Source organism: Cupriavidus pauculus, assembly GCF_003854935.1.
GTDB classification, from domain to species: Bacteria; Pseudomonadota; Gammaproteobacteria; order Burkholderiales; family Burkholderiaceae; genus Cupriavidus; species Cupriavidus pauculus_C.
Genome location: NZ_CP033969.1, coordinates 439,673 through 453,123, shown reverse-complemented (window position 1 = coordinate 453,123; position 13,451 = coordinate 439,673). Strand labels below are relative to the sequence as shown.

The following is a 13,451-nucleotide window of genomic DNA, read 5'->3' as shown; positions in this document are numbered from 1 at the left end:
GCAGACATCGAGTGTCACCTGCGCGACCGCGTCGACGAACTACTCCGCCTTGGCCGATCGCCTGCGCACGCGCTCGGCCCACTCGCGTACGGCTTGGCGATAGTAGCGTTCGGATTCCATGGCCCAGGCATCGTGCTGCTCGGCGACTGCGTGCGATACGAAGATGCGATCAATTGCGAGATCCTCGAAGCGGCCGTGATGGTGCACCCCGTTGCGCTCGCGCAGCTCCTGATCGAACTCCTTCTCGAAGCGCTTTATAAATGGTCCGATCTCGATGCGATGCTTGGGCGCGAGCTTGGCGAGCGCATTGAGGTACCGCTTGATGCGTTCCTTGAGTTCATAGAACCGGTTGAAGAACATCTCGCACATGTAGGTCAGGTGCGTGTGCTTGTGGACCGGCAGGCCGCGAAAGGGGAAGCGGCGGAAGTAGTACTCGCAGTCGCGCAGGGCAAACACCGCCTGCTCGATGCCGAAGTACTGGGTGACCAGGTCGTGCTGCCGGTCGATCTCCGGGGAAAATACGAACTCGCTGGGGCGGTTCGGATCCCCAGTGCGGGGGATGTGCTCGTCATAGAGCGTGATGGCTAATCTGCCCTTGCGCCACGCCTTCCAGCCGGGGTAGGCATCGAGCTCGCGCATCCAGATGCCAAGGGCGAGATGAAGTTGTTCTCGCGCAGAGGGGAGAACGGTGGCTTCGGCGGGAGCGGGCATGGGCGAAACCTTTGTCGTATGGACCGGGTTATTCTGCCATCGACGCCGTCACCCCCGAAAGCTACCCCAAAATACCGAGCATTCGCCCGGCACATGCGCCCCCGCACGGCGCACAATAGCTGCACACCCGCGCACCCTGCGCATCGACCCCGGCCCGTCGACGGCCGAACTGTCTGAATCGCCCGAATCTTTACGGCTACCGGGCCGCCTCGCCCCGAACCCAGCGCCCCGTGCCGGCTTGCGGGCAATGTTTACGCTGTGACGTAACAGAACCGTTCTGAAGCGGCCCCGGCCCCCACGAAAAGACAAGAACCCCGCGATTCGCGGGGTTTTTTTATTGCGGCAGGCTCACGCGCCCGCCGCCGGCGGCTGTGCGCCGATGGCCCGCATCTCGCGGTGGATGGCGTTGCGGTCCAGCACGTGCAGGGGCAGGTTCACGAACAGCGTGACGCGGTTCAGGATCTGGCGGAAGACCTGGTCGAAGACCTTGCGCTTCTCGTCGTCGGAGCCCTGGATCGCGGCCGGGTCCATGAAGCCCCAGTGCGCGGTCATCGGCGTGCCGGGCCAGATCGGACAGGTCTCGCCGGCGGCCTGGTCGCAGACCGTGATGACGAAGTCCATCTGCGGCGCGCCGGGCTGGGCGAACTCGTCCCAGCCCTTGCTGCGCAGGTTCGCGGTGTCGTAGCCGATGGACCGGCACAGGTCGACCGCCATCGGATGGACCCGGCCGGTCGGCTGGCTGCCGCCGCTGTAGGCCCGGAAGCGGCCCTTGCCCAGCACGTTGAACAGCGCCTCGGCCATCACGCTGCGGGCGGAGTTGCCGGTGCAGAGCACCAGCACGTTGTACGTCTTGTTGTCGGACATGGCTGCCTCGGGATGCGGTTGAGGGGGCGGGCCGGGGATCAGCAGCAGCCGGAGGCCGGCGTGCAGCCACGGGCCGGGGTGGCCGGGGAGGCCGGCTGCGGCACGGCGTCGAACTGACGGGGCACGCAGCAGGCCGATGCCTCGGCGCCGCGGTCGCGCGATTCGCCGTAGGTGGGCGCGTCGCCGAGCGTCTGGAACGATTCCCACGCGATGCCGGTGGGGTCCACCGACCAGTGCTTGCTCGATCGGGCGTAGCAGCAGTTGGTCTCGGACTGCGTCTGCGTCGGCAGGTCGGCGCTGGCCAGCCGCGCCTGCATTGCCGCCAGTTCGTCGGCCGTTTCCACCTGGATGCCCAGGTGGTCCACGCCGGGCTGGTCGGTGCGATTCGAGATCGCGAAGTTCACGCGCGGGTCGTCGAGCGCCCACTTGGCATAGTCGTCGCGCACGACGGTGGGTTCGGCGTCGAACAGGGCCGAGTAGTAGCGGATGCTGGCCGACAGGTCGGCCACGCTGACGTGGACGTGAAAGCGCTTCATGGTTCAGGACTCCGTGGCGGCGGAGCAGGCGGACACCGGCGAACACGGCGCGCCGCCGCAGCAGTTCTCGGTGAGGTAGCCCAGCAGGGCATTCATGGTTTCGAAGCGGGCCATGTAGACGATGGAGCGGCCTTCCTGGCGGCTGGCCAGCAGGCCCGCGCGGTGCAATTCCTTGAGGTGGAACGATAGCGACGAGGCCGGCATCTCCATCAACTCGGCAATGCGGCCGGCCGGCAGCCCGTCGGGGCCGGCCTGGACCAGCAGACGGAAAACGGCCAGCCGGGCGGCATGGGCCAGCGCGGCGAGCGCTTCGATGGCTTGAGTAGTTTCCATTATTCGAATGTAGTCGAAATATGGAAACTAGGCAAGGCGGAAATGTGTCCCGTGCCGGGACGCAACTTCCGAAACTTACGCAGGCAGGAAGAAGAATGTCAGCGCCAGCGTGAAATAGACGACCAGCAGTTGCATGCCCTTGAACCAGTCGGCATACCCGTCGCTGGCCATCTGGGCCGTGACAACCACGGCCAGGATCACCACCAGCACCAGCGCCGGCCGGAACGCCAGGTCCATCGGCACGGGGCCGATGAACAGGCTGGCCAGTACCAGGACCGGGGCGACGAACAGCGCCACCTGCACGCTGGAGCCGACGGCGATGGAGAAGGACAGGTCCATGCGGTTGTTCATCGCCGCGGTAATGGCCGTGGCGTGCTCGGCGGCGTTGCCGAGGATGGCCACCACGAACGCGCCGACGAAGATCGTGCTGAGCCCGTACCGCGCCATCATCGGCGTGATCGATCCCACAAGGATCTCGCTCATCCAGGCCGTGCCGGCGGTGGCAACTACCAGTATCGCCACGGCGCGCGGGATGGAGGCGTGGGCCGGGGCCGCCGGCGCGTCTCCCGTGTCGGCCGGGCGGACGCCACGAAACAGGTCCGGGTGCGTGGCCAGCGAGAACACCAGGTACAGCGCGTAGACCAGAAGCAGCGCCACGGAGAGATAAACGCTGAGCCAGTTCAGCGTGGCCGATGTACCGCCGACGGTCTCGAACGCCGCGGGCAGGATCAGCGCGATGGCCGACAGGATCAGCATGGTCGCCTGCGAGCGCGCCCCGCGCGGGTTGAACTGCTGCTCGTGGTAGCGCGTGCCGCCGGCCAGCATCGCCGCGCCAAACACCAGCAGCAGGTTGCCGACGATGGACCCGACGATCGACGCCTCCACCACCTCGTGCAGCCCGGCGCGCAACGCCACCAGCGCGATGATCAGCTCGGCCGCGTTGCCGAACGTCGCGTTCAGCAGGCCGCCCACGGCTTCGCCCAGGTGCTCGGCCAGCGCCTCCGTGGCCCGGCCCATCTGCTGCGCCAGCGGCAGGATGGCCACGGCCGAGACGACGAAGATGGCCAGGTGCTGGTGCGGCGCGAGCAGCTCGGCCGCGATGGCGATCGGGACGAAGACCAGCAGGTAGTGCAGCCGCATGCCGCGCCGTCAAGACAGGATCATGATGACCACCATCCCCCAGATCGTCAGCAGCGTGTTGCCGACCGCGTAGGTCACCGTATAGCCCAGCCCCGGCACCTGGCTCCTGGCGGCCTCGCAGACCATGCCCAGGGCCGCCGTGGTGGTGCGGGAGCCGGCGCAGATGCCCAGGATCAGCGCCGGGTGGAAGCGGAACACGTACTTGGCCAGGAACATGCCCAGGATCAGCGGCACCGTGGTGGCGAAGATGCCCCACAGGAACAGGCTGATGCCCAGCTTCTGCAGCCCGGCGATGAACCCCGGCCCGGCCGAGATGCCCACGACGGCGATGAACACGTTCAGCCCCACCGAGTTCATGAACCAGAGCGTCGGCTCGGGAATGCGGCCGAACGTCGGGTGGATGGCGCGGAACCAGCCGAACACGATGCCGGCGATCAGCGAGCCGCCGGCCGTGGAGATCGTGATCGGGATGCCCGCCACGTTGATGACGATGGCGCCGATCAGCGCGCCCACCGTGATCGCCAGCGCCACGAACGCCACGTCGGTGACCGTGGTTGGCCGGTCCACGTAGCCGAGCTGCCGCGCGGCGGCGTTGATGTCCTGCGTGCGGCCCACCACCGTGATGACGTCGCCACGGTACAGCCGCGTCTTCGGCAGCACGGGGATGACCGTCTCGGTCGGGCCGCGCTTGATCTTCTTCAGGAACACGCCGCGCGCGCCGGGCCAGCGCGCCAGCGCCTCCAGCGGCTTGTCGTCCACCTCCTTGCTGGTGATGTAGATGTCCACGCCTTCGGTCGGCATGTTCAGCAGTTCGGCGTCTTCCACCTCGCGCCCGCTCGGGCCCAGCCGCAGGATCATCTGGTCGCGCTTGCCGCCGATGGCCACCACGTCGTTGGCCTCGATCACGGTGTTCTGGTCCACCTCGATGATCTTGCCGTCGCGGCGAATCCGCTCGATGAACGCCCGCACGCCTTCGCGCGTGCCGGCTTCAAGCTCGGCCACCGTCCGGCCGATGAACACGCTTTCCGGCGCCACGGCATAGGCGCGCACCTCGAAGTCGTGCCACTCGGTGGCGCCGCTGGCGCTCGACGTGCCGGCGCCAAGCATCGCCTCGTACTCGCGGCAGGCGCCCACCAGGTCGATGCCGAGCAGCTTGGGCCCGATCTGCGCCAGGATGATGGCCGACCCGACCGTGCCGAAGATGTACGTCACGGCGTAGGCAATGGGCATGCCGTCCAGCAGCACCTTGGTTTCCTCGGGCGAGCGGCCGAGACGGTTGATGGCGTCGGTGGCCAGCCCCATCGACGCCGAGATGGTCTGCGAGCCGGCAAACAGCCCGGCCGCCGACCCAAGGTCGTAGCCGGCGATCATCGCCGCCGCCACGGCCGCGCCCAGCGAGAACACCGCCATGATCGCCGCGAAGATGGCCTGCGGCACGCCGTCCTTGGCGATGCCGCGCACGAACTGCGGTCCCACCCCGTACCCCACGGCGAACAGGAACATCAGGAAGAAGACCGACTTCACGTTGGCCGAGATCTTGACGCCCAGGATGCCGATGACGATGGCCACCAGCAGCGTCGACGTCACCGCGCCCAGGCTGAACCCCTTGAAGCTCTTGCCGCCCACCCAGTATCCGATGCCGAGCGCCAGGAAGATGGCGATCTCCGGATAGGCCTTCAGCGTGTCGACGAACCAGGTCATGGTCTTCCCTCCGGGTGTTCGAGCCGTGTTGTGCGGGAGCGAAAGGGGCAGCAGGGCGCGGGCCGTCCGCGCGCTACGTCTTCTTCGGCTTGTCCGACTTGTTGCCGTTGCCGTTGCCGTTGCCGTTGCCCTTGCCCTTGCCCAGTGCGCGGTACCGTTCCAGGTACTCGTCGCGCAGCTTGCGCACCGAGCGGCCGATCTTCACGTAGTCCTCTTCGTTGAGATTGGCCAGCGAGACGCGGCCCGACGGGTGCCGCGTGCCAAAGCCGCCGCCGGGCAGCAGCACCACGCCGGCCTCCTCGGCCAGCCGGAACAGCAGCTCGTGTGGCTGCACCTGGTCCAGCAGCCAGGTCACGAACTCCGGTCCCACCTCGCGGCTCATCTGCTCGACGTCGAGCAGCGTGTAGTAATCCACCACGTTCTCGTCCACCTCGGCCATCCGGGCGCCCATGCCGCGGTACAGCGCCGCCTTGCGGCTGCGGATCAGGCGCTTCATCGTCTGCTTGTAGGTCTCGGCCGTGTCCATGAGCGAGAACAGCGAGAACAGCACCATCTGCACCTGCTGCGGCGTGGACAGGCCGGCCGTATGGTTCAGCGCCACGGTGCGGCTGTCGGCCACCACGCGGTCGATGAACGGCAGCTTCTCCGGCGCGGTGGTGATCGACGCATAGCGCTTGTTCAGGCCCTCGCGCTCGTCCTTGGGCAGCTCGGCGATCTTGCTGTCCAGCAGGTTGGTCTTGTGCGTGGCGATGACGCCCAGCCGCCAGCCCGTGGCGCCAAAGTACTTCGAGTACGAATAGACCAGGATGGTGTTCTGCGGGCACATGGCGAACAGCGACACGAAGTTGTCGGCAAAGGTGCCGTAGACGTCGTCGGTCAGGATGATCAGGTCGGGCCGCTCCTGCACGATCTCGGTGATGTACTGCAGGCTTTCGTCGCTGACGCGCACCGACGGCGGGTTGCTCGGGTTGACCAGGAAGAACGCCTTGACCTTGGGGTCGCGCAGCTTGTCCAGTTCCTCCCTGGCGTACTGCCAGCCGGCCGCCGGGTCGGCGTCGATCGACAGTTCGGTCAGGTGGTACTCGGCCAGCTCGGGAATCTCGATGTAGGGCGTGAAGATCGGCATGCCCAGCGCGATGGTGTCGCCCGGCTTGAGCAGGTGGTTCACCCGCATCGAATTGAACAGGTACGTCATGGCCGCCGTGCCGCCTTCCACGGCGTACAGGTCGAAGTCGCCCACGAACGGGTGCCGGCCAATCATCTCGCGGCGGATGTACTGCTTCACGATCTTCTCGGTCAGCCGGAGCATCCGGTCCGGCACGGGATAGTTGCAGGCCAAGATGCCTTCGCACATCTCGTACAGGAAGTCGCCGCCGTCCAGCCCGAGCTGGTCCCGCACGAACGACACCGCGCCGGCCAGGAACTGCACGCCGGGCACGTCGCGGTGCTCGCGGGCGAACAGGTCGAAGCGCTCCTCGATGCCGGCGCGGCGCGGAAAGCCACCCACGCCGGCCGTCAGGTACGAGAACGACCGCTCCGACTCGATCATCGCGAACAGGCCAAGCTGCCAGAAGCCATGGCGGGGCACCGTGGCCAGGAAGTTCGGATTGCCGCGCCCGGCGTTGAGCATCAGCCGGTTCGTGGCGCTGCCCGCGAGCTTGATCAGCTCGTCCTTCAGTTCGAATGGCGAAAGGTTCTCCAGGCCGGAGGTATCCCGCTTGTTCATTGCCCGTCTCCTCGAATCGTCAGAGGGCCGTCCGCGGCTGCCGGTGTGCCGGGCGCGGGCGTGGCCACTAAATCCCGATACTCAAGCTAGTCGGCGATTGGCACGCGCTCAATTGGCCCAAAGCCCTAACACGGGGCATTACGTGCCATTGCTGCGGTGCACGGGGACCAAGGTCCAATGGCAGCGGCGCGTGGATGTCCAACATTGATGGGATGGACGCCGGCCCAGGCCGGTCCCTTGCCTGTGGAGGCGAATCATGGAACGTTTCGAGCACCCGTCCCGGCCGCGCGGCCTGCACCAGTTCCTTTCGGCGTCGGAAGGCCGCATCGACCGGTGGCGCACGCTGCATCGGCTGGCGCGCCAGCTGGCCGCGGCGCCGCAGGACGATGCGTCTTGCGCCACCCAATGCCGCGAGGTGATCCAGGAGCTGGCGCCGCTGGAGCAGTACAACGGCTATCCGGGCGTGGAACTGTTCGGCCAGGTGGAGGCGCGGCTGGCGCAGCGCGACTGGGCCAGCCTGGAAAAGCTCGTGCGGCGCATCAGCACGGCGTTGCTGTCCAACAGCTACCGCGACGAGCGCGAGGCGTGGCTGGTGGAGGACGAGGGCGAGACGCGGCTGCCCGAGTTCCTGCCGCCGTCGATCGGCAAGGGCCAGAGCCGCAAGCCGTACTTCGAGCTGCTGATCGTGGCGGCCGGCGAGCCGTCCACGTGGGGCGATCTGCGCGCGTCGTTCCGCCGGCTGCGCCGCGACGAGGACGCGTTCGTCTACGAGACCGTGGTGGTGGGCAACTTCGAGGACGCGCTGCTGGCGGCGATCTTCAACTACAACCTGCAGTCGGTGCTGATCGTCGACGGCTTCACGTTCGCGTCGCCGAACACGACGCCCGCGCTGCGCGAGATCATCACGCGCAACACGCCGGTGGGCACGGGGCAGGGCACCGGCGATACCGGCGCCACGCTGGCGCGCGTGCTGCGCCGGCTGCGGCCGGAACTGGACGTCTTCCTGTCGACGGACCGCGACGTCGGCCACCTGGCCGGCTCCGACGAGGCCGCGCCGCTGCGCCGCATCTTCTACGGCGCCGAGGAACCGATGGAGATCCACCTGGCCATCCAGGAAGGCGTCAAGGACCGCTACGAGACGCCGTACTTCGACAACCTGAAGCACTACGCCCAGCGGCCCATCGGCACGTTCCACGCGCTGCCGGTGGCGCGCGGCAAGTCGATCTTCAAGTCGAACTGGATCCGCGACATGGGCGAGTTCTACGGCGCCAACCTGTTCCTGGCGGAGTCGTCGGCCACCACGGGCGGCCTGGACAGCCTGCTGGAGCCCACCGGCAACATCCGCCGCGCGCAGGAAAAGGCGGCCCGCGCGTTTGGTGGCGACCGCAGCTTCTTTGTCACCAACGGCACGTCCACCGCCAACAAGATCGTGCACCAGGCGATGCTGATGCCCGGCGACATCGTGCTGATCGACCGCGACTGCCACAAGTCGCACCACTACGGCGTGGTGCTGGCCGGCGCGCAGCCGCTCTACATCGACGCCTACCCGCTGACCCAGTACTCGATGTACGGCAGCCTGGCCATCCGGCCGATCAAGCAGGCGCTGCTGGCGCTGAAGGCCGAAGGCAAGCTCGACCGTGCCCGGATGCTGGTGCTGACCAACTGCACGTTCGACGGCCACATCGCCAACGTGCGGCGCACCATGCTGGAATGCCTGGCCATCAAGCCGGACCTGGTCTTCCTGTGGGACGAAGCCTGGTACGGCTACGCGCGGTTCTCGCCGCTGCTGCGCATGCGCACCGCCATGGGCGCCGCCTACAAGCTGCGCCGGATGATGGCCGATCCGGCCTACCAGAGCCGGTACGGGGCGTACCGCGAGACGGTCAAGGACATCCCCGACGACGACCCGCGCCTGCTGGACATGGAACTGCTGCCCGACCCGGCGCGCACGCGGGTGCGGGTCTACCAGACCGAGTCCGTCCACAAGTCGATGTCGGCGCTGCGGCAGGGGTCGATCATCGTCGTGGCCGACCAGGATTTCCACACGGTGGAGGCGCCGTTCAAGGAGGCGTTCTTCACGCACACGTCGACGTCGCCGAACCTGCAGATCATCGCGTCGATCGACCTCGCGCGGCGCCAGATGGAGCTGGAGGGCTACGAGCTGGTGCAGCGCGCGCTGCAGCTTGCCATCGAGCTGCGCCAGGAGATCAACGAGCACCCGCTGATCTCGAAGTATTTCCGCGCGGCCACGCCGGCCGAGATGATCCCCGAGCAGTACCGGCTGTCCGGCTTTGCCGACTACGCCGCGCCCGACAAGACGCTGGCGGACACCGCCCAGGCCGTGCGCGAGGACGAGTTCTTCCTGGATCCCACCCGCATCACGCTGCTGTGCGGCGCGGCCGGCTACGACGGCACCCAGTTCAAGGGGCTGCTGGCCGAGCAGTACGACATCCAGATCAACAAGACGTCGCGCAACAGCGTGCTGGTGCAGATCAACATCAACAACACCCGCAGCGACCTGGCGCACCTGATCAAGGCGCTGGCCGACATCTCGCGCAACCTGGACCGCAGGCTGGAGGAAGGCGGCGAGAGCGAGCGGGCCACGTTTGCCGCGCGCGTCAAGGCGCTGGTGGAGGACGTGCCGGACCTGCCCAACTTCAGCCGCTTCCACGACGCGCTGCGGCTGGACCCGCGCAGCCAGACGCCCGAGGGCGACATGCGTCGCGCGTACTACCTGGCATACCGGCCGGAATGCTGCGAATGCATCAGGCTGAACGACCCGCGCATCGACCAGCGGCTCGCCGACGGCCCGGAACTGGTATCGGCCAAGTTCGTCATCCCGTACCCGCCGGGCTTTCCGATCATGGTGCCGGGGCAGGTCATCACGCCCGAGACCATCATGTTCATGCGCAAGCTGGACGTGAAGGAGATCCACGGCTTCAACGCGGCGCGCGGGCTGGAGCTGATCCGCCCCGAAGCGCTGGGCACGGATGGCGACGGGGCGCGGGCGGACCGGGGCTGACGTTGGCCCAAAGGCCATTCGGGAATGCGGCGCGAACTCCTAGAATCGAGATCGAACGCAGGCCCGGCCCGGCCGGGGCCGCCGCAACGCCTCTTTGACCGCGAAGGAGTACCACGATGAGAAAGACGCTGCTCGCATCCCTGTTCATGGCTGCCGGGCTGCTGGCCGCCCTGCCGGGCCATGCACAACCCGACATGAAGACCGACCTGACGCGCACGCCGGGGCAGGCCACCGCGTCGGGCACGGTCACGGCGACCGCCGTCATCACCGCCATCGACGCGGCCAACCGCAAGCTGACGCTGAAGACGCAGCAGGGCAAGACCGTGGAGATGACGGTCGGCCCCGAGGCGCGCAACTTCGAGCAGCTCAAGGTGGGCGACAAGGTCACGGTGTCTTACCGCGAGGCGCTGACCGTGAGCCTGAAGAAGGGCAGTGGCGCCGCGTCGATGCAGGAAAAGGAGATTGCCGACCGCGCGCAGCCGGGCGCGCGTCCCGGCGGCACCGTGGGCCGCGAGGTCACGGTGGTGGCCCAGGTGGTGGCCGTGAACCGCGAGGCGCAGATCGTGACCGTCAAGGGCCCGCGCGGCCAGATCGTCGACCTGATGGTCAGCGATCCCGACCAGATGAAGGACGTCAAGAAGGGCGACCGCGTGCAGGCCGTCTACACCGAGGCCGTGGCGGTGTCCGTGGAACCGGGCGCTGCCAGGTAGCCCGCCGGCGCCGGCCGGGGAGGATCCGGCCCGGCGTGTGGTCTTGTCGAAGTGCCTCGCGCGCAACATATTGCGCCGCTTTCGCACGGATTTTTGCCGCCGCATCAGGGTTTTCGCGGGGAGGGGCGCTGTAGAATAGCGCCCTGCCGACTCCCCGGCCGGCCCGGCGCGCCCTGCGACGCCGCCCGCGCCGGGTAGCCGAGCGTCCAGGCATCCCCGCTTTCCTGCGCGAATCGCCCAGCGCGACTCCGCCGATCGCAATCCCGATCCCGCCTTTTCCTGCCCGCCGGCCGACACCGTCCTTGGGCCGGCGGCGTGACGCGGATGCCGGACGCGCCACCGCGACACCCTTATCTCCTCGAACCATGAAGAAAATTGCAGCCGTACTCCTGATCTCCGGTCTTTCGTTGCTGGCCGCCTGCGGCAAGGGCGACCCGAAGCCGGCGGCCAGCCAGCCCAGCGCCAGCACCGCCATCGTCGTCGGCCTGGACGACAACTTCCCGCCGATGGGCTTCCGCGACGCCAACAACCAGCTCGTCGGCTTCGACATCGACATGGCCAAGGAGGCCGCGCAGCGCCTGGGCATGACCGTCGAGTTCAAGCCGATCGACTGGAGCGCCAAGGAGGCCGAGCTGAACGGCAAGCGCGTGGACGTGCTCTGGAACGGGCTGACGATCACCGAGGAGCGCAAGAAGAACATCAGCTTCACGGACCCGTACATGACCAACCACCAGATCGTCATCGTCACGGCCAAGTCGCCCATCCAGGCCAAGGCCGACCTGGCCGGCCGCATCGTCGGCGCGCAGGACGGCAGCAGCGCCGTGGACGCCATCAAGAAGGAAGCCAGCCTGGCCGCCAGCATGAAGGAGCTGAAGACCTTTGGCGACAACGTCACCGCGCTGATGGACCTGTCCGCCGGCCGGCTGGACGCCGTGGTGGTGGACGAGGTGGTGGGCCGCTACCTGGCCGGCAAGCGCGCCGGCGAATACCGCGTGCTGACCGAGAACTTCGGCACCGAGGACTACGGCGTGGGCGTGCGCAAGGACGACGCGGAGCTGCTGGCCAAGCTGAACAAGACGCTGGCGGCGATGAAGCAGGACGGCACGGCCGGCCGCCTGGCCACGCAGTGGTTCGGCGCCGACATCACCAAGTAAGACTCACCCACGCCGCCGGCGCCCGGTCGGGCCAGCGGCGTGACGTTTCAGCATGGACTACGTTCTTTCTCTCCTGCCGCCGATGGTGGACGGGGCCAGGGTCACCCTGACCCTGTTCGCCATCACGCTCGCGCTGTCGGTCCCGCTGGGCCTGGTGCTGGCCCTGCTGCGCATTTCGGCCTGGAAGCCGGTCAGCACGCTCGTCAACGGCTATATCTGGCTGATGCGCGGCACGCCGCTGATGCTCCAGATGCTGTTCATCTACTTCGCGCTGCCGTTCGTGCCGTACGTCGGCATCCGGCTGCCGGACTTCCCGGCCGCCGTGGTGGCGTTCGCGCTGAACTACGCGGCGTACTTCGCCGAGATCTTCCGCGCGGGCATCCAGTCCGTGGAGCGCGGCCAGTACGAGGCCAGCAAGACGCTGGGCCTGAACTACTTCCAGACCATGCGGCGCATCGTGCTGCCGCAGATGATCGGCCGCGTGCTGCCGCCGGTCAGCAACGAGACCATCACGCTGGTCAAGGACACGTCCCTGATCTACGTGCTCGCGCTCAACGACATCCTGCGCACCGCCCGCAGCATCGTGCAGCGCGATTTCACGACCACCCCGTTCCTGGTGGCCGCGCTCTTCTACCTGGTGATGACGCTGGTCCTGACGTGGATGTTCCAACGGCTGGAGAAACGCTATGCAAGATACGATCAATGAGCCCGCCGGCGTGCGCGCGCGCCCGTTGATGGTGGCGGCGCGCGACATCCACAAGTCGTTCGGGCCGCTGGAAGTGCTGAAGGGCGTGTCGCTGTCGCTGCGCAAGGGCGACGTGACGGCCGTGATCGGGCCGTCCGGCTCGGGCAAGAGCACGCTGCTGCGCTGCCTGAACCACCTGGAGGTGATCGACGCCGGCACGCTGGAGATCGAGGGCGAGCGGCTGGCGTACACGGAGGGCGGCGTCGTGCACTACGCGCGGGGCGCCGACCTGCGCCGCATCTGCGGCCGGATGGGCATGGTGTTCCAGTCGTTCAACCTGTTCCCGCACCTGACCGTGCTGCAGAACCTGATCGAGGCGCCAATGACGGTCAAGGGCCTGTCCCGCGACAGCATCGTGCCGGTGGCCGACGACCTGCTGCGCAAGGTGGGCCTGTTCGACAAGCGCGACAGCTACCCGTCGCGGCTGTCGGGCGGCCAGAAGCAGCGCGTGGCGATTGCCCGCGCGCTGGCGATGGCGCCCGACATCATGCTGTTCGACGAGCCCACGTCGGCGCTGGACCCCGAGCTGACCGGCGAGGTGCTGCGCACGATGCGCCAGCTTGCCGACGAGCACATGACGATGCTGGTGGTCACGCACGAGATGGGCTTTGCCCGCGAGGTGGCCAACCACGTGGTGTTCATGGACGGCGGCAAGGTGGTCGAGGAAGGCGCGCCGGCGCAGTTGTTCGGCGCCCCGGCCCATGCCCGCACGCGGGAATTCCTGACCCGCGTGTTCTAGGCGGCGCACGCGGCGCCGGGTCAGTGGGAAGGCGTCACGGAAGTGTCACATTCCCGGCTTACATTTTCGT

General features: G+C 67.6%; 12 protein-coding genes. 5 read left to right on the top strand and 7 right to left on the bottom strand.

All coding sequences use genetic code 11. The features are described 5' to 3' along the window. Positions 1-39: 39 nt before the first annotated feature. The 7 genes from EHF44_RS03765 to EHF44_RS03735 all read right to left on the bottom strand — a co-directional run bounded on the left by EHF44_RS03765 (position 40) and on the right by EHF44_RS03735 (position 7,011). Positions 40-711: a hypothetical protein gene (locus EHF44_RS03765; protein ID WP_124682513.1), complete on the bottom strand. Its 672-nt coding sequence runs from the start codon at positions 709-711 to the stop codon at positions 40-42. 348 nt (positions 712-1,059) lie between these two features. After that, positions 1,060-1,575 carry an arsenate reductase ArsC gene (locus EHF44_RS03760; protein WP_124682512.1) on the bottom strand — a complete coding sequence of 172 codons (516 nt, stop codon included), beginning with the start codon at positions 1,573-1,575 and terminating at the stop codon, positions 1,060-1,062. Between the two features lie 38 nt (positions 1,576-1,613). Beyond that, positions 1,614-2,111, bottom strand: a complete 498-nt coding sequence (locus tag EHF44_RS03755; protein ID WP_124682511.1) for an ArsI/CadI family heavy metal resistance metalloenzyme — start codon at positions 2,109-2,111, stop codon at positions 1,614-1,616. Between the two features lie 3 nt (positions 2,112-2,114). Beyond that, complete coding sequence (locus tag EHF44_RS03750) at positions 2,115-2,444, bottom strand: ArsR/SmtB family transcription factor (protein ID WP_124682510.1); 330 nt, start codon at positions 2,442-2,444, stop codon at positions 2,115-2,117. Between the two features lie 75 nt (positions 2,445-2,519). After that, positions 2,520-3,584: a calcium/proton exchanger gene (gene cax, locus EHF44_RS03745; protein ID WP_124682509.1), complete on the bottom strand. Its 1,065-nt coding sequence runs from the start codon at positions 3,582-3,584 to the stop codon at positions 2,520-2,522. A 9-nt stretch (positions 3,585-3,593) separates the two neighbouring features. Next, positions 3,594-5,285: an aspartate-alanine antiporter gene (aspT, locus tag EHF44_RS03740; RefSeq protein ID WP_124682508.1), complete on the bottom strand. Its 1,692-nt coding sequence runs from the start codon at positions 5,283-5,285 to the stop codon at positions 3,594-3,596. A gap of 73 nt (positions 5,286-5,358) precedes the next feature. Further along, positions 5,359-7,011: a bifunctional aspartate transaminase/aspartate 4-decarboxylase gene (locus EHF44_RS03735; protein ID WP_124682507.1), complete on the bottom strand. Its 1,653-nt coding sequence runs from the start codon at positions 7,009-7,011 to the stop codon at positions 5,359-5,361. A gap of 256 nt (positions 7,012-7,267) precedes the next feature. Between EHF44_RS03735 and EHF44_RS03730 the strand changes: the two genes are divergently transcribed. The 5 genes from EHF44_RS03730 (at position 7,268) to EHF44_RS03710 (ending at position 13,381) form a co-directional block, all read left to right on the top strand. After that, positions 7,268-10,033, top strand: a complete 2,766-nt coding sequence (locus EHF44_RS03730) for a decarboxylase (protein WP_124682506.1) — start codon at positions 7,268-7,270, stop codon at positions 10,031-10,033. Between the two features lie 116 nt (positions 10,034-10,149). Then, complete coding sequence (locus tag EHF44_RS03725) at positions 10,150-10,743, top strand: hypothetical protein (protein WP_172966003.1); 594 nt, start codon at positions 10,150-10,152, stop codon at positions 10,741-10,743. Between the two features lie 365 nt (positions 10,744-11,108). Beyond that, positions 11,109-11,897 (top strand): amino acid ABC transporter substrate-binding protein, encoded by a 789-nt coding sequence (locus EHF44_RS03720; protein WP_124682505.1) that lies wholly within the window; start codon positions 11,109-11,111, stop codon positions 11,895-11,897. A gap of 52 nt (positions 11,898-11,949) precedes the next feature. Next, on the top strand, positions 11,950-12,603 hold the full coding sequence (locus EHF44_RS03715; RefSeq protein WP_124682504.1) for an amino acid ABC transporter permease: 654 nt from the start codon (positions 11,950-11,952) through the stop codon (positions 12,601-12,603). A gap of 28 nt (positions 12,604-12,631) precedes the next feature. Further along, entirely contained in the window at positions 12,632-13,381 is a 750-nt protein-coding gene (locus tag EHF44_RS03710) for an amino acid ABC transporter ATP-binding protein (protein WP_124684977.1), read from the top strand. The last annotated feature ends 70 nt before the right edge of the window (positions 13,382-13,451 follow it).

Coding starts and splice junctions, on each gene's coding strand:
- cax (WP_124682509.1), bottom strand. CDS start 3,584: ATGCGGCTGCACTACCTGCTGGTCTTCGTCCCGATCGCCATCGCGGCC.
- EHF44_RS03715 (WP_124682504.1), top strand. CDS start 11,950: ATGGACTACGTTCTTTCTCTCCTGCCGCCGATGGTGGACGGGGCCAGG.
- EHF44_RS03760 (WP_124682512.1), bottom strand. CDS start 1,575: ATGTCCGACAACAAGACGTACAACGTGCTGGTGCTCTGCACCGGCAAC.
- aspT (WP_124682508.1), bottom strand. CDS start 5,285: ATGACCTGGTTCGTCGACACGCTGAAGGCCTATCCGGAGATCGCCATC.
- EHF44_RS03735 (WP_124682507.1), bottom strand. CDS start 7,011: ATGAACAAGCGGGATACCTCCGGCCTGGAGAACCTTTCGCCATTCGAA.
- EHF44_RS03755 (WP_124682511.1), bottom strand. CDS start 2,111: ATGAAGCGCTTTCACGTCCACGTCAGCGTGGCCGACCTGTCGGCCAGC.
- EHF44_RS03730 (WP_124682506.1), top strand. CDS start 7,268: ATGGAACGTTTCGAGCACCCGTCCCGGCCGCGCGGCCTGCACCAGTTC.
- EHF44_RS03750 (WP_124682510.1), bottom strand. CDS start 2,444: ATGGAAACTACTCAAGCCATCGAAGCGCTCGCCGCGCTGGCCCATGCC.
- EHF44_RS03710 (WP_124684977.1), top strand. CDS start 12,632: ATGGTGGCGGCGCGCGACATCCACAAGTCGTTCGGGCCGCTGGAAGTG.
- EHF44_RS03720 (WP_124682505.1), top strand. CDS start 11,109: ATGAAGAAAATTGCAGCCGTACTCCTGATCTCCGGTCTTTCGTTGCTG.
- EHF44_RS03765 (WP_124682513.1), bottom strand. CDS start 711: ATGCCCGCTCCCGCCGAAGCCACCGTTCTCCCCTCTGCGCGAGAACAA.
- EHF44_RS03725 (WP_172966003.1), top strand. CDS start 10,150: ATGAGAAAGACGCTGCTCGCATCCCTGTTCATGGCTGCCGGGCTGCTG.